Annotated in this window: 19 protein-coding genes; 7 read left to right on the forward strand and 12 right to left on the reverse strand. The window is 63.0% G+C overall.

Features of this window, described 5'->3' with window-relative positions; translation table 11 throughout:
- Window positions 1–56: 56 nt before the first annotated feature.
- A complete protein-coding gene (locus AC097R_RS07180; RefSeq protein ID WP_479597109.1) occupies window positions 57–4,196 on the forward strand; it encodes a PAS domain S-box protein in 4,140 nt (1,379 codons plus the stop codon).
- A gap of 26 nt (window positions 4,197–4,222) precedes the next feature.
- On the opposite strand, the gene AC097R_RS07185 is transcribed toward AC097R_RS07180, so the two are convergent.
- From AC097R_RS07185 to gpmA, 5 genes are all read right to left on the reverse strand, one after another.
- Window positions 4,223–5,059, reverse strand: coding sequence for a MinD/ParA family protein (locus AC097R_RS07185; protein ID WP_310339753.1), 837 nt, complete (start codon window positions 5,057–5,059; stop codon window positions 4,223–4,225).
- On the reverse strand, window positions 5,059–5,853 hold the full coding sequence (locus AC097R_RS07190; RefSeq protein ID WP_479597112.1) for a GGDEF domain-containing protein: 795 nt from the start codon (window positions 5,851–5,853) through the stop codon (window positions 5,059–5,061). Before AC097R_RS07190 ends, AC097R_RS07185 begins: the two co-directional genes overlap by 1 nt.
- A 111-nt stretch (window positions 5,854–5,964) precedes the next feature.
- On the reverse strand, window positions 5,965–6,711 hold the full coding sequence (locus AC097R_RS07195; protein ID WP_479597114.1) for a HesA/MoeB/ThiF family protein: 747 nt from the start codon (window positions 6,709–6,711) through the stop codon (window positions 5,965–5,967).
- Window positions 6,712–6,718: 7 nt separating this feature from the next.
- On the reverse strand, window positions 6,719–8,155 hold the full coding sequence (locus AC097R_RS07200) for a S41 family peptidase (protein WP_479597117.1): 1,437 nt from the start codon (window positions 8,153–8,155) through the stop codon (window positions 6,719–6,721).
- Between the two features lie 98 nt (window positions 8,156–8,253).
- A complete protein-coding gene (gene gpmA, locus AC097R_RS07205; protein WP_479597120.1) occupies window positions 8,254–8,997 on the reverse strand; it encodes a 2,3-diphosphoglycerate-dependent phosphoglycerate mutase in 744 nt (247 codons plus the stop codon).
- 105 nt (window positions 8,998–9,102) lie between these two features.
- Here gpmA and AC097R_RS07210 point away from each other — a divergent pair, with 105 nt between their 5' ends.
- From AC097R_RS07210 to AC097R_RS07225, 4 genes are all read left to right on the forward strand, one after another.
- Window positions 9,103–9,510 carry a rhodanese-like domain-containing protein gene (locus tag AC097R_RS07210; RefSeq protein WP_479597124.1) on the forward strand — a complete coding sequence of 136 codons (408 nt, stop codon included), beginning with the start codon at window positions 9,103–9,105 and terminating at the stop codon, window positions 9,508–9,510.
- A 28-nt stretch (window positions 9,511–9,538) separates the two neighbouring features.
- A complete protein-coding gene (gene grxC, locus AC097R_RS07215; protein WP_479597127.1) occupies window positions 9,539–9,802 on the forward strand; it encodes a glutaredoxin 3 in 264 nt (87 codons plus the stop codon).
- An 87-nt stretch (window positions 9,803–9,889) separates the two neighbouring features.
- Window positions 9,890–10,345 (forward strand): protein-export chaperone SecB, encoded by a 456-nt coding sequence (secB, locus tag AC097R_RS07220; RefSeq protein ID WP_479597130.1) that lies wholly within the window; start codon window positions 9,890–9,892, stop codon window positions 10,343–10,345.
- A gap of 57 nt (window positions 10,346–10,402) precedes the next feature.
- A complete protein-coding gene (locus AC097R_RS07225; protein WP_479597133.1) occupies window positions 10,403–11,419 on the forward strand; it encodes an NAD(P)H-dependent glycerol-3-phosphate dehydrogenase in 1,017 nt (338 codons plus the stop codon).
- A gap of 14 nt (window positions 11,420–11,433) precedes the next feature.
- On the opposite strand, the gene cphA is transcribed toward AC097R_RS07225, so the two are convergent.
- Both cphA and AC097R_RS07235 read right to left on the reverse strand, forming a co-directional pair.
- Window positions 11,434–14,010 (reverse strand): cyanophycin synthetase, encoded by a 2,577-nt coding sequence (gene cphA / locus AC097R_RS07230; RefSeq protein ID WP_479597136.1) that lies wholly within the window; start codon window positions 14,008–14,010, stop codon window positions 11,434–11,436.
- Window positions 14,011–14,018: 8 nt separating this feature from the next.
- Window positions 14,019–16,193: a cyanophycin synthetase gene (locus tag AC097R_RS07235; protein WP_479597138.1), complete on the reverse strand. Its 2,175-nt coding sequence runs from the start codon at window positions 16,191–16,193 to the stop codon at window positions 14,019–14,021.
- A gap of 182 nt (window positions 16,194–16,375) precedes the next feature.
- Between AC097R_RS07235 and AC097R_RS07240 the strand changes: the two genes are divergently transcribed.
- Window positions 16,376–18,637 (forward strand): cyanophycin metabolism-associated ABC transporter, encoded by a 2,262-nt coding sequence (locus tag AC097R_RS07240; RefSeq protein WP_479597140.1) that lies wholly within the window; start codon window positions 16,376–16,378, stop codon window positions 18,635–18,637.
- Complete coding sequence (locus tag AC097R_RS07245) at window positions 18,634–19,125, forward strand: cyanophycin metabolism-associated DUF1854 family protein (protein ID WP_479597142.1); 492 nt, start codon at window positions 18,634–18,636, stop codon at window positions 19,123–19,125. The genes AC097R_RS07240 and AC097R_RS07245 overlap by 4 nt, the downstream gene beginning before the upstream one ends.
- Window positions 19,126–19,141: 16 nt before the next feature.
- Here the strand turns inward: AC097R_RS07245 and panC are convergent, their stop codons facing one another.
- The 5 genes from panC to AC097R_RS07270 all read right to left on the reverse strand — a co-directional run bounded on the left by panC (window position 19,142) and on the right by AC097R_RS07270 (window position 22,942).
- Window positions 19,142–19,966, reverse strand: a complete 825-nt coding sequence (panC, locus tag AC097R_RS07250) for a pantoate--beta-alanine ligase (RefSeq protein WP_479597144.1) — start codon at window positions 19,964–19,966, stop codon at window positions 19,142–19,144.
- A 109-nt stretch (window positions 19,967–20,075) separates the two neighbouring features.
- Complete coding sequence (gene panB, locus AC097R_RS07255; protein WP_479597146.1) at window positions 20,076–20,969, reverse strand: 3-methyl-2-oxobutanoate hydroxymethyltransferase; 894 nt, start codon at window positions 20,967–20,969, stop codon at window positions 20,076–20,078.
- Window positions 20,970–21,052: 83 nt separating this feature from the next.
- Window positions 21,053–21,901, reverse strand: a complete 849-nt coding sequence (locus AC097R_RS07260) for a segregation and condensation protein A (RefSeq protein ID WP_479597148.1) — start codon at window positions 21,899–21,901, stop codon at window positions 21,053–21,055.
- A gap of 64 nt (window positions 21,902–21,965) precedes the next feature.
- Window positions 21,966–22,172 (reverse strand): DUF3460 family protein, encoded by a 207-nt coding sequence (locus AC097R_RS07265; RefSeq protein ID WP_479597150.1) that lies wholly within the window; start codon window positions 22,170–22,172, stop codon window positions 21,966–21,968.
- A gap of 38 nt (window positions 22,173–22,210) precedes the next feature.
- Window positions 22,211–22,942: a site-2 protease family protein gene (locus AC097R_RS07270; RefSeq protein ID WP_479597152.1), complete on the reverse strand. Its 732-nt coding sequence runs from the start codon at window positions 22,940–22,942 to the stop codon at window positions 22,211–22,213.
- Window positions 22,943–22,959: the final 17 nt, after the last annotated feature.

Consider the following 22,959-nt stretch of genomic DNA (forward strand, 5'->3'; position numbering starts at 1 on the left):
TCTTAGGGGGGAGCTTCTGCCATGGGCCCTTGCGTGGAACCGTCTGCATGCCAGTGATGATTTCAAAGTCCGGCCGCCTGGTGATGCTTGCCGCAATTGCCTACGCCTTGCTGGCCCTGGCTTGGATTTTTCAGGGGAGTGAGACTTTTTATTGGGTCTCCAGCGCCAAGGCTGCCCTGTTCATCACGGTGACCGTGCTGCTGTTGTGGGTGGCTTGGCGTGCTGCGTTGCACAACGATCCGCGCGCGGTAACCTTTCTGTGGGATGCGGTGCTCACCGATACGTCCGCGGCCAACCGACGGCGCTGGTTCGCCTACGGTCTTGCCGTGGCAGTCACCCTCTCGGTGCTGTTGGTGCGCATGAGTTTGGCGATCGATTTTGGCGACCGGCCCATGATGATCATGTTCATGCTGCCGATCGTGCTCAGTGCGGTGATGGGCGGCATGGGGCCAGGGTTGCTGTCCACGGCCCTGGCCTCCATTGGCATGTACTTCCTGGCTATCCACCCGGTCTACACCTTTGACATCGCGGGGCGGCACGATTTTCTGCAATGGATGTTCCTCGCCGGCAATGGCATGGTGGTGAGTTTTCTCAGCGGGCTGTGGCGGCGTTCCCTGCTCAAACTGGAGGCCAACCGCCGCCTGCTGGATGCGGTGGTCTCTGGAACCTCAGACGCCATCTTTGTGAAAGACGTGCAGGGGCGCTATCTGCTGGCCAACCCGGCCGCTACGGCCTACATGGGCAAAGCGGCAGACACCGTGGTGGGACTGAATGACCACGACATCTTCCCGGACGAGGTTGCACAAAAACTGGTGGACAAAGACCAGTCGATTTTGCGCGGAGGGCGGGTCCAGACGCATGAAGAGCGCATCACCACGGGCGACGGCCAGCCCCGGGTGTTCTTGGTCACCAAGGGGCCTATCTTGGACCAGTCCGGTCAGGTGCGGGGCCTGTTTGGTGTCTCGCGCGATATCACCGCCCTCAAGGACACCGAGGCGGCCTTGCGCACCAGTGAAGGCGCCCTGAAAGCGGCTCAACACCTTGCGGCGGTTGGCAGCTGGGAGTGGGATTTGGTCACCGACGTGCACCATTGGTCGACCGAGATTTACCAGATCTACGGGCGTGACCCAGCGCTGCCACCGGCGGTCTACCCCGAGGTGCAGCAGTATTTCACGCCTGAGAGCTGGAGCCACTTGGCCGCAGCGGTGGAGCAGGCCCTGGCAACCGGGAAATCGTACGAATGCGATGCCGAAGTAACGCGCCCTGACGGTGGGCAACGCTGGATCACCGCGCGCGGTCAGGCGGAGCGTGACAGTGCGGGGCAGGTAATCCGCATGTACGGCACGGTGCAGGACATCACGGAGCGCAAACACACCTTACTCGCACTGCAGACGAACGAGGAGCGCTTTCACATGGCCGTGGACGCCACCAGTAACGGCCTGTGGGACTGGGATTTGCGCACGGGCTATGTGCATCGTTCACCCCAGTACTACGCCGTGGCGGGCTATGCCCCGGAAGACGACACCCATGATTTTGAGTTCTTCAAGCGCACGGTGCATCCCGATGATTTAGCCCATGCCCTCGAGAACATTCAGCGGCATCGCCAGGGCCTGTCCGAGGGCATTGATTTTGGCTACCGCCTGATCACACGGGCGGGTGATATGCGCTGGGTAAAGGTGAAAGGCCGCGTGGTGGCACGGGATGGGTCCGGCGTGGCGCTACGCATGGTGGGAACCCTCTCCGATGTGACCGAGCACCGCCAGCGGGACGAAGACCTGCGCCTGGTGCTGCAAGAAGCGGGTGATGCCATCTGGATCGTGAACGCCCGCGGCGATTACCTGTTTGCCAATGCTTCCGCGTGCAAACTCACCGGCCACAGTGCCGAGGAATTGCGTCAGGTGCCGTTGGCGAACCTGGTGCAGCCGCACACCTTGGAACAGCTGCCGCAGCTGTTGGCACAGTTAGCGCAGGAACGCTGTGTGCGCGGTGAATGGCAGTTGCTGTGCAAGGATGGCAGTACCCTCGATGTGGAAATGACCACCGTGCACTTGCAGGATGGACGCTACATGGCCTTCGGCCGGGACCTCACCGAAAGCAAGAAGGCGCAGACCCAGCTGCGGGAACGCGAGCAGCAACTGACCCGGGTGATCGAAGGGTCTGACCAGGGCTACTGGGACTGGAACCTGGTGACCAATACCTTCAAGGTGAGTGCGCGCTGGGAGACCATGCTGGGCTATGCACCGGGTGAGGTCAACGTGGCCGAGTGGGCCAGCATGCTGCACCCCGATGATCTGGAGGGAGCACGTGAATCGATCCGCCGGCATGTGAGTGGCGAAGCCCCCCTCCACGAAGTGGAGGTGCGCTGCCGAACCAAGGCGGGTGAGTGGCGTTGGCTCCTGTCGCGGGGGCGGGTGGTGGAGTGGGACAGCCAAGGCAGCCCGCTGACCATGTCCGGCACCCACACCGACATCCATGAGCGCAAGAATGCCGAGCTCGCGCAGCGCCAGGCCAACACCGTATTCGAGAGCAGCTACGAGGGCATCATGGTGGTCAGTCCCGAAGGGCTGATCACCAAAATCAACCCAGCCTTCACCCGCATCACCGGATACTCGGCGCAGGAAATGATGGGCAAGTCGCCCGATATTCTGTCGTCGGACCGACATGAGGCCGAGTTCTACCAAGCCATGTGGGACAGTGCGCGCCAACACGGGTTTTGGCGTGGTGAAGCCTGGAGCCGGCGCAAGAGTGGCGAGGTGTTTGCGGAGTTGCTGTCGATCTCGGTGGTGCGCGATCCGCGTGGCGTCACACAGCACTACGTGGGGGTTTTCTCCGACATCAGCCAGATCAAGGACCATGAAGCCGAGCTGGACCGGATCGCCCATTACGACCCCTTGACGGGTTCTCCCAACCGGCGCTTGCTCATGGATCGCCTGGGTCAGGCAATTGTGCGCACCGCCCGCAATGGCAGTTCCCTGGCAGTGTGTTTTCTGGACCTCGACGGGTTCAAGGAAATCAATGACCTGCATGGCCATGCCGTGGGGGATCAGTTGTTGATCGGGGTGACAGAGAACCTCAAGGGGGTGTTGCGTGTCGACGATACGCTGGCGCGCATGGGGGGCGATGAGTTTGTCCTGCTGCTGTCGGAGATCACGGGGCCTGAGGAGTGCGCGCAGATACTGGACCGCATCCTCCAGGCGATCAACAGCCAGGTGTCGATTGACGAGCTGATGCTGCGGGTGTCCGCCAGCATCGGGGTAAGCATTTATCCGCAGGACCATGTGGATGCAGACACGCTGCTGCGCCATGCGGACCAGGCCATGTACCTGGCCAAAGATGCGGGCAAGAACCGCTACCAGCTGTTTGACCCGGAGAGCGACCACAAGGCCCAGGCCCATCGCAATTACATGGTGTTGCTGCATAGGGCGCTAGAAAACGGCGAGTTCCTGCTGTACTACCAGCCCAAGGTTGATCTGCGCGATGGCACTCTGGTGGGAGTGGAAGCCCTGATTCGCTGGCAGCACCCGAAAAAGGGCTTGCTACCGCCGGGGGACTTTCTGCCCTATATCCAGGGTAGCGGTCTGGAGGCGATGTTCGGTGAATGGGTGATCCGCACCGCCATGAACCAGCTGGCGTGGTGGAAGCAGCACGGCCTGCATACTTCGGTCAGCGTGAACATCCACGCCGCCCACCTGTTGCAACCTGGTTTTTTTGACTACCTGAGCGTGGAGTTGCAGCGCCACCCAGGGATGGATGCCGGGCGTTTTGAACTCGAAGTGCTGGAGACCGCCGCGATTGCCGACATGGACCAGGCCGTGGCCATACTCCAGCGCTGCAAGGCCTTGGGGGTGCGGTTTGCGCTGGACGACTTTGGTACTGGCTATTCGTCATTGACCTATCTGCGCAAGCTGCCTGTGGATACGTTGAAAATTGACCAGAGTTTTGTGCGCGACATGCTCAACGATGCCGATGACCTGGGCATCGTTGAAGGGGTGGTGCGCTTGGCCAACGCTTTCAACCGAGAGGTCATTGCCGAAGGCGTAGAAACCATGGCGCACGGGGCAGCTTTGATGCGCCTGGGCTGCTACCTGGCCCAAGGCTATGGCATCGCCAAACCCATGCCGGCAACACAGGTGCAGCCGTGGGCGCTGACATGGGAAAACTCCGCGGTGTGGCAAGAGCTGGACGCGCTGGTGTGACCTGATCGGTCACGGCCTCGCGGGGATTAGGCCGCTTTGGGGGCGACGGTCTCTTCGATCTTGAGTGCGAGCTGAGAAATGGCCATGGCTGCAGGGCAGCCTGGCATGCTTTGCAGCAGCAACTGGCGGCGCATGATGGCCTGGCGCACAGAATTGTCAGCCGGGATATCGCCCATGTGCACCAGACGCAGCTGCTTGCCATCCTCCGATGTCACAAACCGATCCAGCACCTGCTGCAGCTGCGTGGTGATAGCCCGTCCATCGCCCAAGCGGGCCGTCTGGTTGATCACCATGCGGATGATTTTGCGTTTTTGTTGCCCGGCCAGCACCTTGATGGTGGCGTAGGCGTCTGTTAGCGAGGTGGGTTCCGGCGTGGCCACCACCAGCACTTCTGACGCCAGTGACACGGCAAACAGCACCACGTCAGAAATACCTGCGCCAGTGTCCAGCAACACCACGTCGTAGTGCGGCACCAGCCCGGCCATGATGCGCAGGAAGTCGTCACGCACCTCGGGTGTCAGGCGCGAATACTCGACCATGCCCGAACCGGCCAGCAGCACCGAGAAGCCGCCCGGCGCGCGGATGATGGCATCTTCAAGCTTGGCCTTGCCGGTGAACACATCGTGCAAGGTGATCTTGGGGTACAGGTTCAGGACCACATCCAGATTGGCCAGCCCCAGGTCGGCATCGAGCACCAGCACGCGGTGCCCGCGTTTGGCCAAAGCGGCAGCCAGGTTGGCGGACACAAAGGTCTTGCCTACGCCGCCTTTGCCACTGGTGACAGCCACGACCTTGCCCAAGGGCTTGAGCGGCACGCTGGTGCTGCCTTCGGCGGACTCGGGGGGATTCAGCACGTCAGACATTAATAAACCCTCTGCATGGTGCCATTGGCGTTACCACCGGAAGCCTCGGTGGCCGCACTTTCGATCCAGGCAGGATCGCCCAGAGACAAATGGCCGAAGAGAAGATTCTTCTCTTCGGCACTTACGTAAACTTCTTGTTGCTGGTCCAGTAGCACCCGGTTGCGTCCTTCGGATTTGGCGCGGTAGAGCTGCTGGTCGGCGCGCTCGGTCCACAGTGCTGCGGTGGAGCGTACCCACTCAGGCGCAAAGGCGCCGCCTATGCTGATGGTCACCTGGATGCTGACACCCGGTGCAATCGCGATCTGCATGGCTTCGATATTGTGGCGGATGCGTTCTGCCACAACGCTGCCAAACGAGGTATGGCAACTCGGTAGCATGACGGAAAACTCTTCTCCACCCAGGCGGGCCACGGTGTCCATGGGGCGCACACAGCCCACCAGGCATTTGGCAATGGCCTGCAGCACCTGGTCACCGGCCTGGTGGCCGTAGGTGTCGTTGACGTTCTTGAAGTGGTCAATGTCCAGCATCAGCAGCAGGGCGGGCTCGCCGGAGCGGGCTACCACATCGATAGCGCGGTCCACCACTGAGCGGAAATGCCGCCGGTTGGCCAGTCCCGTCAGTGGGTCTTTGAGCGATAGCTCGCACAAGCCATCAATGATGCCCTGCAGGTAGGCGGTGGCCGAGGCCTCGGGTGCTGGCAGGTTGATGCTGTGGTCATGGTCCAGCAAGGCGCGTGCATCGTCCAGCTGCAGCTGCTGCAGTTCGACGGAGGGGGGCGGAGCTTTGTTGGCCACAAGGGAGGAATGTGTTGCGAAAGTCTAACAGGAACGGTAACGCCGATGGCAAGTTTTACCCGGCGCTGGCCGTGGAGAAAGGCGGCTTTCCGAGGGCATTTTCTCGGTGCTTCAGTGGCCGCAGACGCTGCACTGGGGCTGGCGCGGCAGGCGCACTTCGGTCCACTCCATGGCCCGGCCGTTCAGCATCAGCAAGCGCCCCGCCAAACTGGGTCCCAGGCCCATCAAAAGCTTGAGTGCCTCTGCGGCTTGCATTGCGCCGATGACGCCTACCAGCGGTGCGAACACCCCCATGGTGGAGCACTGGGTTTCCTCGGGGTGCTCATCGGGAGGAAAGGCGCAGGCATAGCAGGGGCTGGCAGTGTTGCGCGGGTCGTACACGCTGACCTGCCCATCGAAGCGGATGGCAGCGCCCGACACCAGCGGTTTGCGCAGCTGCACACAGGCGGCATTGACGGCCTGGCGGGTTCGGAAGTTGTCACAGCAGTCCAGCACCACATCGGCCTGGGCCACCAGCGCCTGCAGCGACGCAGCGTCGGCCGACGTCTGCACCGGTGTGATCTGGACCTCGGGGTTGAGTGCGCGCAGGCTTGCCGCGGCGGAGTCTACTTTGGGTTGGCCCACGCGTGCAGTCGTGTGGGCAATCTGCCGCTGGAGGTTCGTCAGGTCGACGGTGTCGGGGTCCACCAAGGTGATGTGACCGACGCCCGCACAGGCCAAGTACATCGCCGCCGGAGAGCCCAAGCCCCCGGCACCGATGACCAGGGCATGTCCGGCATTGAGTTTCTCTTGCCCCTCGATACCAATCTCATCGAGCAGGATGTGGCGCGAGTACCGCAGCAGTTCCTGGTCCTGCATGCTGGGTTCAGTTGTCCTTGGGCTCTTCCTTGCGTTCCACAAGGGTTTTGCTGACCATCACGGGTTTGCCTTTGAACTGGTTGATGGCCTGCATCAACTGGAAGTCCTTGTCAGACCCAAACTCGGGTGGGCGGCGTTCAGCCACGGGCTTGCGAGATTCTTCTTCCAGCCGCTTGATGGCGTCCTCACGGGCCTTTTCGCGCGCTGGGTCCTTCTTTTCTTCGCCCTGGCCGCTGGTCAGGTGCTTTTCCAGGTCGGCTTCGCGCATGCGCAGAGCGGCGTAGGGACTGCCTTCTTCGGTTTCGTCCACCATCACATCGGGCACGATGCCCTTGGCCTGAATGGAGCGTCCGCTAGGGGTGTAGTAACGCGAGGTGGTGATCTTCAGACCGGTGTCTGGCCCCAGGGGGCGGAAGGTTTGCACCGAGCCCTTGCCGAAGGTCTGGCTGCCCATGATGGTGGCGCGCTTGTGGTCTTGCAAAGCGCCGGCCACGATCTCGCTGGCCGAGGCAGAGCCTTCGTTCACCAGCACAATCAGTGGCACTTTTTTCAGGGCGGCGGGCAGGTTCTTCAAGGCGTCAGAGCCTGGCAGACCGCGGATGTCGCTGGCATTGGCACGCAGGGTTTGCTTGCTGTCCGGGGTTTGGCCGTTGGTGGATACCACGGTCACGTTCTCGGGCAGGAAGACTGCTGACAGTGCCACGGCCGAAGAGAGCAGGCCACCTGGGTCATTGCGCAGGTCCAGTACCAAGCCCTTGATCTTGGGGTCCTGCTTGTAAATTTCGTCCACTTTCTTGGCGAAATCTTCAAAGCTGCGTTCCTGGAACTGGCTTACGCGAATCCAGGCGTAGCCGGGCTCGATGAGCTTGCCGCGCACCGACTGTTGTTTGATTTCTTCGCGCGTGATCGTCACCGGGAAGGTGCGGTTTTCATCCTTGCGGTAGATGGTCAGCAGCACTTTGGTGTTGGGCTCGCCGCGCATGCGTTTGACGGCATCGTTCAGCGACAAGCCTTTGACCACGGTGTCATCGATCTTGGTGATCAGGTCGTTGGTTTTGAGGCCGGCGCGGAAGGCGGGAGAGCCTTCGATGGGCGAGACCACCTTGACCAAGCCGTCTTCTTGCGTGATTTCAATGCCCACACCGACGAACTTGCCGGAAGTGCCTTCGCGGAATTCCTTGAAAGACTTCTTGTCGAAATACTGGGAATGCGGGTCGAGACTGGCGACCATGCCTGCGATGGCATCGGTGATCAACTTTTTCTCATCCACGGGCTCCACATAGTCGCTCTTGACCATGCCAAAGACGGCGGCGAGTTGCTGCAGCTCTTCCAGCGGCAACGGGGCCAAGGTGTTGCGTGCAACGGTTTGCAGTGACACGGTGGTCAGTGCTCCAGCCAATGCGCCTAACGCAATCCAGCCCGTAATTTTCAGTTTGTGACCCATATGTATTCCTGTGCCGCACCAATATACACCTTGGAGGTCACTCTTTCGTTCCAGTTCCCCTGCAGCCCCACTATTTCAGTGGGGCTGGCGCGTCAGGTTCAGGCCTTGCCTTGGGAGGCCACGGCCGCTGCGGCCTTGGCGGCGGCTTCGGCGTCACCCAGGTAGTAGTGGCGGATGGGCTTCAGGTCGGCGTCCAGTTCGTACACCAGCGGGATGCCGTTGGGGATGTTCACGCCCACGATGTCGTCATCGGAAATGTTGTCCAGGTACTTGATCAACGCGCGGATGGAGTTGCCGTGTGCGGCCACCACGATGCGCTTGCCGGCCTTGATGGCGGGCGCCATGGATTCATTCCAGAAGGGCAGCACGCGGGCCACGGTGTCTTTCAGGCATTCTGTCAGCGGTACCTGGTCCGGCTGCAGCTTGGCGTAGCGCAGGTCGGAGCGTTCGCTGCGTGCGTCGGTGGCTTCCAGGGCGGGGGGCGGGGTGTCGTAGCTGCGGCGCCACACCAGCACCTGGTCGTCACCGTACTGCTTGGCGGTTTCGGCCTTGTTCAGGCCCTGCAGGGCGCCGTAGTGGCGCTCGTTCAGGCGCCAGCTGTGCACCACGGGCAGCCAGGTGCGGTCCATCTCGTCCAGCGTGTGCCAGAGGGTGCGGGTCGCGCGCTTGAGCACGCTGGTGTAGGCCACGTCGAACTCGTAGCCGTCGGCCTTGAGCAGCTTGCCGGCTGTCTTCGCCTGCTCCACGCCCAGGGGCGTCAGGTCCACATCGGTCCAGCCGGTGAAGCGGTTTTCAAGGTTCCAGGTGGATTCGCCGTGGCGTACGAGAACAAGTTTGTACATGGTATGGGTCACAAATCAGTGGGGGGACCGGGCGGTGCGCCCGGCGGCGTACAGCTTCGCATTCTAAAATGGCGGGTTAGCGTGAAGTAACCAACAAGGAACAAAGTGGAATTTATTCTCAACAACTGGCATCTGATTTCGATTGCCGCGATCTCCGGTGGCCTGCTGCTGTGGCCCGTGCTGCAAGGCGCCACCCTGGCGGGGATTGCCCCCACAGCCGCCATTCAGTTGATCAACCGCGAAAAAGCGGTGGTGGTGGACGTGTCCGAGGCACCAGAGTTTGCACAAGGCCACATCGTGGGCTCCAAGAACATCCCTCTGGGTGATCTGGAAGCCAAGCTGGCCCAGGCGGTGAAGAACAAGGGCTTGCCGCTGGTGCTGGTGTGCCAGACCGGTGCGCGTTCGGGCCGTGCCGTGGCGACGGCCAAGAAACTGGGTTACGAGCAGGCCCAATCGCTGGCCGGTGGGCTGAAAGCCTGGAAAGCCGCTAATCTTCCGGTTGAAAAGGCCTAATCAGGTCCCTGCAACCAAGGTAAGAACCATGCAAGCCGTCAAGATGTACACCACCGCCGTCTGCCCCTACTGCGTGCAGGCCAAGCGGATTCTCAAATCCAAAGGGGTCGAGGCCATCGAAGAAATTCGGGTGGATGCGCATCCCGAGGAGCGCATGAAGATGATGGAAGTGACCGGGCGTCGTACCGTGCCGCAAATTTTCATTGGGCAAACCCATGTGGGTGGCTGTGACGATCTGATGGCGCTGGACGGCCGTGGCGAGTTGCTGCCCTTGCTGGCTGCCGCAGCCTGACATAATTCCCCCCGTTGCGAATTTGCTTCGTAAGCCCGTTTGGCACACCGCCAACGGGCTTTGTGTTTATCTAGAGAGACTATTGCCATGGCAGACCAAGATCCCGTTTTCCAAATCCAGCGCGTGTACCTCAAAGAGGCTTCGCTGGAGCAACCCAATTCCCCTGCCATCTTGCTCGAGCAAGAGCAGCCCGCTGTGGACATCCAGCTCGGCGTGGAAGCCGCACCCGTGGCCGAAGGCGTGTACGAGGTGTGCGTGACCGCCACCGTGCAAACCAAGGTCAAGGACAAGACCGTGTTTCTGGTCGAAGCCAAGCAGGCCGGCATTTTCGAAATTCGCAACCTGGCGCCCGAGCAGCTCAGCCAGATCATGGGTATCGCCTGCCCACAAATCGTCTACCCCTACCTGCGTGGTAACGTGGCCGATCTGATCCAGCGCGGCGGTTTTCCGCCCGTGCACCTGTCGGAAATCAACTTCCAGGCCATGTACGAGCAGCAGCAGGCGGATTCCGCCGGCGCGCCCGCAGGCAGCCTGCCCCAGTAACGCCAGGGTTTGAGGTCTTTTGGGCCTCTAGCCCCCGTCGATATTGCGCGAGCAGCTATGAAAATCATAGTACTTGGAGCCGGTGCCTGGGGCACGGCGCTGGCCGTTAGCGCCGCCGCCAATCCGCAGGCCGGCCACGCGGTGACCCTGTGGGCGCGTGACGCCGCCCTCGTGCAGGGCATGGCCCGGGCGCGCGAGAACCAGCGCTACCTGCCCGGCCACCCCTTGCCCGCCAGCCTGATGCTCAGCGGCCAACCGCTGGCGGATGTGGTGGCGGGTTTGTCCGCCTTCGACATGGTGGTGGTCGCCACGCCCATGGCGGGGTTGCGTGACATGCTGAGCCAGCTGGCCGGGGCGACCGTGCCAGTGGCTTGGTTGTGCAAGGGCTTCGAGGCCTCCGTCCGCGGCCAATTTGGCCTGATGGGCCACGAGGTGCAAGCGCAGGTGGCGCCCCAAATTCAGGCCGGTGTGCTCAGCGGTCCCAGCTTTGCGCAGGAGGTTGCATCCGGCCACCCCACAGCCCTGGTGGCTGCCAGCGCGCATGCTGAGGTGCGCGATGCGCTGGTCGCAGCCTTCCACAGCCCCTCTTTGCGTGTGTATGCCAATGATGACGTGGTGGGTGTAGAAGTGGGCGGTGCGGTGAAAAACGTGCTGGCCATTGCCACGGGCCTGTGTGACGGCCTGCAGCTGGGCCTGAATGCACGCGCGGCGCTGATCACGCGCGGCTTGGCCGAAATTTCCCGTCTGGGTCTGGCGCTGGGCGCCAAGGCCGATACCTTCATGGGCCTCAGCGGTCTGGGGGATCTGGTGCTGACCGCCACGGGTGACCTTTCGCGTAACCGCAAGGTCGGTTTGGCCCTGGCCCAAGGCCAGAGCCTGTCCGATGCGGTCAACGAATTGGGCCATGTGGCCGAGGGTGTGTACAGCGCCCGCACGGTGCTGCAGCGCGCGCAGCACTTGGGGGTGCCCATGCCCATCACCCACAGCGTGGTGGATTTGCTTGACGGCAAGTTGCAACCCGCCCAGGCGGTGGCAGCCTTGATGGGCCGCGGGCCGGCTACCGAAGGCGCCTAGCCCGCTGTTGTGGTTCAGGCCTTGCTGGCCTGCACCTTGGCTGCAATGTGGGCCATGGCTTCTTCCACCTGGTCCACCAGCACCAGGCACAGCTCGCCGGGTTTCAGTTGGTCCATGGCGGTGTCGATCGCCAAAAACTCCCCAAACACTTCGGAACGCTTGACCGTGCGCTTGGCGTTCGCCAGGCCTTCGCGGAGCAGGGCGATCACTTCGCCATCCTTGCGGCCGCGCTGGCATTGGTCTTCGAACATCACCACCTCGTCGAAGGCCTCGCCCAGGATTTCGGTTTGCTGGCGGATGTCCTGGTCGCGCCGGTCACCGGCGCCGCTGATGACCACGGCACGGCGTGTGGCCGGCATGGCCTGCACGGCCTGCACCAGCGCCAGCATGGCATCGGGGTTGTGGCCGTAGTCGGCAATCACGGTGGCGCCGCGGTAGTTGAACAGGTTGAAGCGGCCCGCAGCGTTGTGGCTGTCGTTGGAGAAGTTGGCCAGACCCTGGCGAATGGTCGCCCAGTCCTGCCCCAGCGCCCAGGCTGCGGCCACGCTGGCCATTACGTTGTCCACCTGGAAGCCGATGGCGCCGCCCAGGGTGATGGGCACATCGGCCAGCGGGATGGACTGCAGCAAGTCACCCTTGGCGGCGATCACATGGCCGCCTTCCACAAACACCACTGCATGCCCTTGGGCGCGGTGCGTGGCCATGACCGGGTGGTTCTTGTCGGCCGTGAAGAAGGTAACCGAACCCTTGCATTTGACCGCCATGGCCGCCACGATGGGGTCGGCCGCGTTGAGCACCGCGGTGCCCGTGGGTGCCACGTTTTGCACGATGACGCGCTTGAGCACGGCCAGCTCGTTCACGGTCGTGATGTAGTTCAGACCCAGGTGGTCGCCACTGCCCACGTTGGTGACCACGGCCACATCGCAGCGGTCAAAGGCCAGGCCTTCGCGCAGCACGCCGCCACGTGCGGTTTCCAGCACCGCGGCATCCACATCGGGGTGCAGCAGCACGCTGCGCGCGCTCTTGGGGCCGCTGCAGTCGCCGGTGTCGATGGTGTCGCCGTTGACATACACGCCGTCGGTGTTGGTCATGCCCACACGCAGGCCGCTTTGCGTCAGCAGGTGCGAGATCAGGCGCACCGTGGTGGTCTTGCCGTTGGTACCGGTGACGGCCACGATGGGAATGCGGCCGTCCTGGCCCTTCTTGAACATGCTGGAAATGATGGCCTCGCCCACCGCGCGGCCCTTGCCAAACGAGGGCGAGAGGTGCATGCGCAGGCCGGGGGCCGCGTTCACTTCCACAATACCACCGCCCTGGTCTTCCAGCGGTTGCAGGATGCTGTCGCTGACCACGTCCACACCGCAAATGTCCAGGCCCACCATGTGCGCCGCGGCAATGGCGCGTGCGGCCACTTCGGGGTGCACATCGTCGGTCACGTCGGTGGCCGAACCACCGGTGGACAGGTTGGCGTTGTTACGCAGGTTCACGCGCTGGCCTTTGGCGGGCACGGAGTCGGCCGTCAGGTCCTGGGTCGCCAGGCAGGCATGGGCAATTTCGTCAAAGCGAATTTTGGTGAGCGAGGTGGCGTGGCCGGAACCGCGTTTGGGGTCCAGGTTGACCTGTTCCACCAGCTGCGCAATGGTGTGCACGCCGTCGCCCAATACTTTGGGCGGGTCGCGGCGGGCGGCTGCCACCAGCTTGTCGCCCACCACCAGCAGGCGGAAATCGTTGCCGGGCATGAAGCGCTCGACCAGGATGTCGTCGCGGAATTCGCGCGCGGTGGTGTAAGCCTTGCGCAGCTGGGCTTCGGAAGTGATGTTCACCGTGACGCCCTTGCCCTGGTTGCCGTCGTTGGGTTTCACCACCACGGGCAGGCCAATCTCTTGCGCGGCCTTCCAGGCATCGTCCGCATCGGTGACCGCACGGCCGCCGGGCACGGGCACGCCCGCGGCGGCCAGCAGTTTTTTGGTCAGTTCCTTGTCTTGCGCAATGGCTTCGGCAATGGCGCTGGTGGCATCCATTTCAGCGGCCTGGATGCGGCGCTGCTTGCTGCCCCAGCCCAGGCGCACCATGCTGCCTTCGGTCATGCGGCTGTAGGGAATGCCGCGGGCCACGGCGGCGTCCACGATGGAGCCGGTGCTGGGCCCCAGGCGCACGTCTTCGTCCAGTTCACGCAACTGGTCCAGCGCGGCGCGCAGGTCAAAGGGCGTGTCTTCCAGCGCCGCCTGGCACAGTTTTTGGGCCAGTTCCATGGCCAGCTTGCCGACTTCTTCTTCGCTGTACTCCACCACCACCTGGTAAATGCAGGCTTCCAGTGTGGGTGTGGTGCAGCTGAAGGTAACCGGGCAGCCGGCCTGGGCCTGCAGGCCCAAGGCCGCCAGTTCCAGCACGCGGGCCATGGGGATGTGGTCGTCGTGGCCGGTGGACTGGAAGGGGCTGATCTCGGGGAAGCGCGCGCGCAGGCGAACTTCAAATCCGGCCAGGTTGCTGATCGAACATTCCTCGGGCCGGCACTCCACCACCGACTGGATGGCCGTGTGGTGGCTCCACAGATTGGGGCCGCGCAGCGCGCGGATGCGTGTTACTTCCATGGTGTCACTCAGTAGGGGGTTTTCTTGGGGCTGGAGTCAAAGGTGCGCAAACCCGCACCGATCAACTCCACGGGGATGTTCAGTGCCCAGGCAGCGGCCGTGGCGGCCATTACCAGCTCGGGTTGCGCAGCTTTCACGGGTTTGAGCGAGGAAAGCGGCAGCAGGGCAATTTCCTCAGCGCCCTGGGCCAGCACGATTTCGCCGTTGCGCAGAAATACCACGCGTTCGCCAGCCGCCTGGTGGGCAGCCAGTGCGGGTTGCGCCGCATCCACCGCGTAAAAAATGACCTTGCCGTCGCACAGTTCGGCCATCTCCACCACCTGCGGATCACTGGCATTCAGTACGGCGGTGCCGCTGGGCAGCACCACGTCCACCTGGGTGCGGACCACCTTGAACGTTTGCTCGGCGTCCAGAATGTCAAACTCCTTGAGGGCGGGTGTCCACTTGGCATCGGTCACCACGCCCACAGCGCATTTGTCGTAAGCCATGCCTTCGCCCAGGATCATCGCGCTGCTGTTTTCAAACACAGCGGCTTGTACCGAGCGGTTGATGAGCAGGCGTTGGCTGGGTTCCCAGTGCGCGCAATCGGTCGCCAGCACCTGGCGGCCATCGAGGTACAGGCCTTCGCTGCAGGCCAGGCCCACATGCTTGCCGCTGATGTGGACCAGCCAGGCCACCAGGCGCGCCAGGCGGCCAGTGTTTTGGGTGCCGGTGATGCCGACCACGGGGATGCGCCCGTCGGCCTCAGGGGCGAACAGGTGCGCCACGATGGCTTTGCCCACGGGACGGCTGTGGCCTTCGGCGGGTTTGATGTGGGCCAAGAGGCCGGGGCTTGCGTTGACTTCAATCACCGCGCCTTGTTGGCTGCGGATAGGTTTGGAGATGTCTTCCATGACCATGTCGATGCCCGCAATGTCCAGGCCCACCACGCGGGCGGCCAGGGCAGCGATGGCCGCCACACTGGGGTGCATCTGGTCGGTCACGTCGCAGGCCACATTGCCGTTGCGCTGGATCAGCACGCGCTGGTCTTTGGCGGGCACAGATTGGGCCGTCAGGCCCACGCGCTCCAGTTCCAGGGCCACCTCGGGGTTGTCGCTCAGGTCAATCAGGTTCAGCGGGGCATCTTCGCCGGTGCCGCGGCGTGGGTCAGTGTTGAGCTGCTGGTCGACCAGCGTGGTCACGCTGGACACGCCGTCGCCCACCACCCAGGCCGATTCGCCACGGGCGGCGGCCACCACGTGCTTGCCCACCACCAGCAGGCGGTGTTCGTTGCCGGGGATGAACTTTTCGACGATGACGCTGCCACCGCTTTGCTGCTTGGCCACGTGGAAGGCTGCCACCACGCTGGCCTCGTCCATCAGTTCCAACGACACACCGCGGCCATGGTTGCCGTCGTAGGGTTTGACGGCCACGGGCATGCCAATGTCTTGCGCAGCCTCCCAGGCGGCTTCGGGAGAGTTGACCAACGCGCCTTCGGGTACCGGCACGCCGCAGGACTTCAGCAGGCTTTTGGTCAGGTCTTTGTCGCTGGCGATTTCTTCGGCAATGGCCGAGGTCTGGTCGGTCTCGGCGGTCCAGATGCGGCGCTGCGCATGGCCATAGCCCAGTTGCACCAGGTTACCTTCGGTCAGGCGGATGGAGGGGATGCGCCGGTCGGTGGCGGCATCGACGATGTTGGAGGTGCTGGGGCCCAGGCACAGGGAGTCCACCTGGTCGCGCAGGACGGTCAACTGGGCTTCCAGGTCATAGGCACTGTCGTTGATGGCGGCCATGACCAGGTCACGTGCCACGACCAGGGCTTGGCGGCCGACTTGCTCTTGGCGGGTGCGAAATGCCACCTTGTAGATGCCGCGCTGCGAGGTTTGCCGCGCCTTGCCAAAACCGGTTTGCATGCCTGCCAGGTTTTGAATCTCCAGGGACACGTGTTCCAGAATGTGGGCGGCCCAGGTGCCCTCACGCAGCCGCTCCAGAAAGCCCCCACGCACGCCGGGGCTGCAGTGGTGTTCTATCAGGCCCGGCAGCCAGGCAGTGATGCGTTCGTAGAAGCCTGGCAGGGTGTTGGAGGGGAAATCCTCCAGTTCACCAATGTCGACCCAGGCTTCGATGACGGGCCGGTAGGTCCAGATATTGGGACCGCGCAGGTAGGTTACCCGCAGAATTTCAATGTTTTTCTTGGCTGTCATGGCTTGCTGTGGAGGGGGCGGTCCACCATTGTTACGCTGTGTGCGTTGTGTATTCTCGCTCACCCGGCGTTGGCAGGGTGGGCACACTGGTGGCAGGGCGTAATATCGTCAGGCTGACGTCGGGAGGCCTTGAAGCCTGAAATTCCCCGCATATTTGAATAAAAACCTATCCGTTGTTGTTAATGACCACTGAAGCACTGGCTGCTCCCCTGCCGTTTGGCGAGATTTCCCCGCTGTGGCGCGACGAGGTGCAGTTGCAGCTCCGATCCCAAGAGAACGTGTTGGCCTCGCTGGAGGTTGACCTTGACCAGCAACTGCGCTTTGTCAAAGGCCTTGTGGTGGTGACCAGCCAGCGCCTGCTGAGCCGTACCGGCCCCCAGGGTGTCTGGCAGGCCTGGGACTTGCTGCCCGGCCAAAGCCTGCTCCACCACGACCATGCCGGCGTGGGCCACCTGGACCTGCTGGACGCGCAGGGCTTGCTGGGCACTTGGCGCTTCACGCTGGGCCAGAACCTGCAGGCCATCCGCCTGGTAGACCAGTTCCAGGCGCAACTGGAAAGCACGGTGTCGGGTCGCCCGCTGGCCCTGGCGCTCACCAATGTATGTCCCAGCTGCAAGGCCCCGCTGGAAGCGGACCAGGAAGAGTGCCCGGTGTGTACCAAAGTGGTCCACACCCCGCCCAGCACCTGGACGCTGTTTCGCCTCTGGCGCTTTGCCAAGCCCTACCGCGGCCAGTTGCTGCTGGGCTTTGTGCTGACCCTGCTGGGCACGGCGGCCAACCTGGTGCCGCCCTACCTGACCATGCCGCTGATGGACAACGTGCTGATCCCGTTCCAGAACGGCCAGACCATTGATCCCATGCTGGTGACGATGTACATGGGCGGGCTGCTGGGCTCGGCCCTGGCTGCTTGGGTGCTGAGCTGGGCCAAGACCTACATCCTGGCGCTGGTGTCCGAGCGCATCGGGGCCGATCTGCGTACCAGCACGTACGAGCACCTGCTGCGCCTGTCGCTGGAGTATTTTGGCGGCAAGCGCACGGGGGATTTGATGTCGCGCATCGGCAGCGAGAGCGACCGCATCTGCGTGTTCCTGTCGCTGCACCTGCTGGACTTTGCCACCGACGTGATCATGCTGACCATGACGGCGCTGATCCTGTTCTCCATCAACCCCTGGCTGGCGCTGGTGACCTTGGTGCCACTGCCCTTTATCGCCTGGATGATCCACTTTGTGCGCGACCGCTTGCGCACCGGGTTCGAGAAAATCGACCGCGTTTGGGGAGAGGTCACTAATGTGCTGGCTGACACTATTCCGGGTATCCGTGTGGTCAAGGCCTTTGCGCAGGAAAAGCGCGAGGCCAGCCGTTTCCGCGAAGCCAACAAGCACAACCTCGCGGTGAACGACCGCATCAACAAGATCTGGTCGCTGTTCTCGCCCAGCGTGTCGTTTCTAACCGAGCTGGGCCTGCTGGTGGTCTGGGCGTTTGGCATTTGGCAGGTGTCCAAGGGGCAGATCACGGTGGGCGTGCTGACCGCCTTCATCGCCTACATCAGCCGCTTCTACGGCCGGCTGGATTCCATGAGCCGCATTGTGTCGGTCACCCAAAAATCGGCCTCGGCCGCCAAGCGCATTTTTGACATCCTGGACCACGTATCCAGCGTGCCCGAACCGGTAAACCCCGTGCCCATGGGCACGGTGCAGGGCAGCATCGAAGTGCGCGATGTGGGCTTCCGCTATGGCAACCGCGAGGTGAACCGCGGCATCAACCTGAAGATTGCGCCTGGCGAGATGATTGGCCTGGTGGGCCACAGCGGCTCGGGCAAGAGCACGCTGGTGAACCTGATCTGCCGCTTCTACGATGTATCCGAAGGCGCGATCCTGGTGGACGGCGTAGACATCCGGTCGTTTGCGATTTCAGACTACCGCCAGAACATTGGCCTGGTGTTGCAGGAGCCCTTCCTGTTCTTCGGCACCATTGCCGACAACATCGCCTACGGCAAGCCGGATGCCACGCGGGCCCAGATCATCGCTGCGGCCCGCGCCGCCCACGCGCACGAATTCATCCTCCGACTGCCGCAAGGCTATGACTCCATGGTCGGCGAGCGTGGCCAGGGCCTGTCGGGCGGTGAGCGCCAACGCATCTCGATTGCGCGTGCGCTGCTGATCGACCCGCGCATTTTGATTCTGGACGAGGCCACCTCGTCGGTGGACTCCGAGACGGAGAAGGAAATCCAGAAGGCGCTGGAAAACCTGGTGCAAGGCCGCACCACCATTGCCATTGCCCACCGCCTGTCCACGCTGCACCGGGCCGACCGCCTGGTGGTATTGGACCGCGGCAAGGTGGTGGAAGAGGGCACGCACGACGCGCTCATGGCGGCCGAAGGCGCTTACTTCAACCTGTACCAAGCCCAGGCACGCAACAACAACCTGCTCGAGGAGTCCGCATGAGCGCCCTGCAAACCGTGACGGCCAGCCGCTTCACGTTGGAACGCACGTCCTTTGGCAAGCTGGTGCTGACCAATGAAGCCGGTGAACGCTTTGAAGGCGTGGTGCCGGTGCGCGCTTTCCCCATCCAGTCGCCGGATGACGGTATTTCGCTGGTCAGCATCGATGGGAAGGAAGTGGCCTGGGTCGATTTGCTGAACGAAGTGCCCGAACCTGCGCAGGGTCTGATCCGCGCCGAGCTGGCCACGCGGGAGTTCATGCCGGTGATCGAGCGCATTGTGTCGGTCACCAGCTACTCCACACCCTGCACTTGGGCCGTGAAGACCGACCGCGGTGACACCGAATTTGTGCTGCGCGGTGATGAAGACATTCGCCGCATTGGCAAGGAGCATGCGCTCTTGATCGCCGATGCGCATGGCATTCAGTACCTGGTGCGTGACCAGTTTGCGCTGGACGCCCATAGCAAGCGGGTGCTGGACCGGTTTTTGTAAAACCGGCCCGGAGGCTTTAGACCTCCAGGTTGTCAATCAGGCGCGTGGATCCCAGCCGTGCCGCGGCCAGCACCACCAGCGCATCGCCCGCTTGCGGCGCTTGCAAATCGGCCTGGCGGCGCACGGCTACGTAGTCGGGCAGCCAGCCCGCGCTGTGCAGGGTGTGCATACCTTCCGACTCCAAACGGGCCACATCCTTCTCACCAGCGCGCAGGGCCGTGACGATTTTCTTCAGCGTCGCAGACAGCAGCAGCGCTTCTTCGCGCTGCGCCGGGCTCAGGTAGCCGTTGCGGCTGGACAGGGCCAGGCCGGCGTCGTTGCGCTGGGTTTCGCCGCCCACCACGTCAATGGGCAGCGCGAACTGCTTGACCATGTTGCGGATGACCATGAGCTGCTGGTAGTCCTTCTTGCCAAACAACGCAGTGCGGGCCTGGGTACAGGCCAGCAGCTTCATCACCACGGTGCACACGCCGATGAAAAAGCCGGGACGAAAGTGGCCTTCCAGAATGTCGGCCAGCTCGGTGGGCGGGTGCATCTTGAAGGTTTGTGGCTGCGGGTACAGCTCGGCTTCTTTGGGCGCGAACACGATGTCGCAGCCCGCGGCTTCCAGCTGGGCGCAGTCTGCCTCCAGCGTGCGCGGGTAGGTGTCAAAGTCTTCGTGCGGGGCGAACTGCAGGCGGTTCACAAAGATGGTGCTGACGGTCACGTCGCCCAGTGGCTTGGCCTGGCGCACCAGGGCCAGGTGGCCCGCATGCAAATTGCCCATGGTGGGCACCACGGCAGGGTGGCGGTACTGGCTCAGGGCCGCGCGCAGGTCGGCAATGGTGTGGAGGAGTTGCATAGGTTATGAGGAGGAGTTGCTCAGGGACACCGCCGGACTGGCTTTGCCAGACGGCTGGTGTCGCCCCCTTGAGGGGGAGGCGCCGCAGGCGCTTCGGGGGGGAACCATGTCACCAGGCGTGGAGGGCGTCGTTGGGGAAGTTGCCGTTTTTGACGGCGGCCACATAGGCTTCCATGGCGCCACGGATGCTGGTGGACTCGGCCATGAAATTGCGCACGAACTTGGGGTTCTTGCCCAGGTTCACGCCCAGCATGTCGTGCAGCACCAGCACCTGGCCGGCCGTGCCCTTGCCCGCACCGATGCCGATGGTGGCGCAGTGGGGCAGTTCCTTCGTCAACTCGGCCGACAGGGGCGCGGGCACCATTTCCAGCACCACCATGGTGGCGCCAGCGTCTTGCAGCGCCAGGGCATGTTTCTTCATCTGTTCTGAGGCCACATCGCCCCGGCCCTGCACGCGGTAACCGCCCAAGGCGTGCACGGTTTGTGGGGTCAGGCCCAGGTGGGCGCACACGGGGATGCCGCGCTCCACCAGAAAGTGCACCACCTCGGTGGTCCAGCCACCGCCTTCGAGCTTGACCATGTGGGCGCCGGCCTGCATGAGCACGCTGGCGCTGCGGATGGCCTGTTCTTTCGATTCCTGGTAGCTGCCAAAGGGCAGGTCGCCAATTAGCCAGGCCGTGCCTTGCGAGCGGCGCAGGCCACGGGCCACGCTTTCGGTGTGGTAGGCCATGTCCTGCAGGCTCACGCCCACCGTGCTGTGCAGGCCCTGGCAGACCATGCCGAGTGAGTCGCCCACCAGAATGCACTCCACGCCGGCGGCATCGGCCACGGCGGCAAAGGTGGCGTCGTACGCAGTGAGCATGGTGATCTTTTCGCCGCGCGTATGCATTTCCTGGATGCGCGGCAGGCTGATGGGCTTGCGGGTCGCCATGGGCGAGGCCGGGGGCAGCGTGCCGTAAGGGGATGCCGCGGCAGACGCGTTGCCAGCTGGTTCTTGGGCCATGGACAGAGACTCCATCAACAGGGGTTGGGCGGGATGCGGGGCCGATACTAACCGCAAGCGGGCGTATCGGTTAGTGGCACCAGTCAGGCAGGGGAATAGGCCAGGCGCACGTAAATCGGGGCAAAAGCCTCGGCTTGGGTGATCTCGATCAGGGTTTCCTTGGCCAGCTCCAGCAGGGCGATGAAGGTCACCACCAGCACGGGCGAGCCCTGGCTGGGGTCAAACAGGTCTTCAAAGCCCACAAAGCGGCGGCCCTGCAGGCGCTTGAGCACGATGCTCATGTGCTCGCGCACCGAGAGCTCTTCGCGGCTGATTTTGTGGTGCTGCACCAGCTTGGCCCGCTTGAGGATGTCGCGCCAAGCCTCTTGCAGGTCCACCAGGTGCACATCGGGGAAGCGCGGCTGCAGGCTTTGCTCGATGAAGACCTCGGCCTTGAGGAAGTCGCGGCCAAACTGGGGAATCGCATTCAGGCGCGCTGCGGCCAGCTTCATTTGCTCGTATTCCAGCAGGCGGCGCACCAGCTCGGCGCGTGGGTCTTCGGCTTCTTCCCCCTCGGCCACCTTTTTGGGCGGCAGCAGCATGCGCGACTTGATCTCGATCAACATGGCCGCCATCAGCAGGTACTCGGCCGCCAGCTCCAGGTTGTGCTTGCGGATCTGGTCCACGTAGACCAGGTACTGCTTGGTCACGCTGAGCATGGGAATGTCCAGAATATTGAAATTCTGCTTGCGGATCAGGTACAGCAGCAAGTCCAGCGGGCCCTCGAAGGCCTCCAGAAACACCTCCAGCGCGTCCGGCGGGATGTACAAATCCTGCGGCATGGCGAACAGCGGCTCGCCATACAGGCGCGCCAGCGCCACGCGGTCCACCACGTCGGGCATGACCGCAATGGCGGCCGTGTCTGTGCCGTCGTCCGCAGGGGTGGTGCTCATGGATTGCTATGAAATTGGGAGCTGCCCGCGCAATATTGACGGGGGCTAGAGGCCAATTTGAGGCCTATTTTGCGTTGGTCTGGTAGACGTAGGGCTTTTGCTCCACGCGGGCCTCACCGTATTCCTTCACCGCGTTGCGGTCGATTTTCTTGTCCCACAGCAGCGAACGGCCCTGGCGCTGCTCGGCTTCCAGCGTCGGCTTGGCCGTTTTCAGGTGGTCAATGAACTGGGTGGCTTCGGATTGGTAGTCGGGGCGGCGAAAAATGCTCATGGGGGTGTCCTCGTTGGGGCCATTTTAGCTGCGGGCCTCTAGGTACCAGCAACTTTGCCCAAGGCGCCCAACATTTCATGCACGTCGTGCACCATGATCGCCAGAAACAGGGTGAGACCCAGGTAGTACATGGCGTATTCCAGGCGGACAGCGGTGCTCACGGCGTAGTAGGTTTGGGCTTCTTCACTGTCTGAGCGATATTTGATCGCCTTCCAGACCTGCGGCGCCGCCAACACGCCAATCAATATCAGCATGGGGCTCGGGCGCCATAGAAACACCCCCATGAGCACTGGTATACCCAACAGCCAGATACGCGGGGACAGCACCGCTGTGATGCGCCCGCCGTCCAGCGGCGACAGGGGGATCAGGTTGAACAGGTTCAGGAAAAAGCCCGAGTAGGCAATCGCCAGCAGCAGGTTGCTATCGGTTTCGCGGGCAGCGAAGTAACAGACCAAGGCCCCCAGGCTGCCCAGCAGTGGGCCGCCCAGGCCCACCCAAGCCTCGGTTTCGGCGTCGTGCGGTATGTCCTTGAGCTCGACCCAGGCACCCACGAAGGGGATGAAGGTGGGCAACCCCACAGTCAGGCCACGCTGGCGCGCCGCCAGATAGTGGCCCATCTCATGCACAAAGAGCAGCAGCACAAAGCCCACGGCGTAGCGCCAGCCATAAATCCAGGCGTAGGCCAGCACCGACAGCAGCATGGTGCCGCCCGTGGTAAACAGCTTGCCCAGTTTGACGCCGGACAACAGCAGCAAGAGCAGCTTGGTCATCGTGGCTTAGTCCCGAT

The organism is Rhodoferax sp. ZS1R25 (assembly GCF_056521335.1).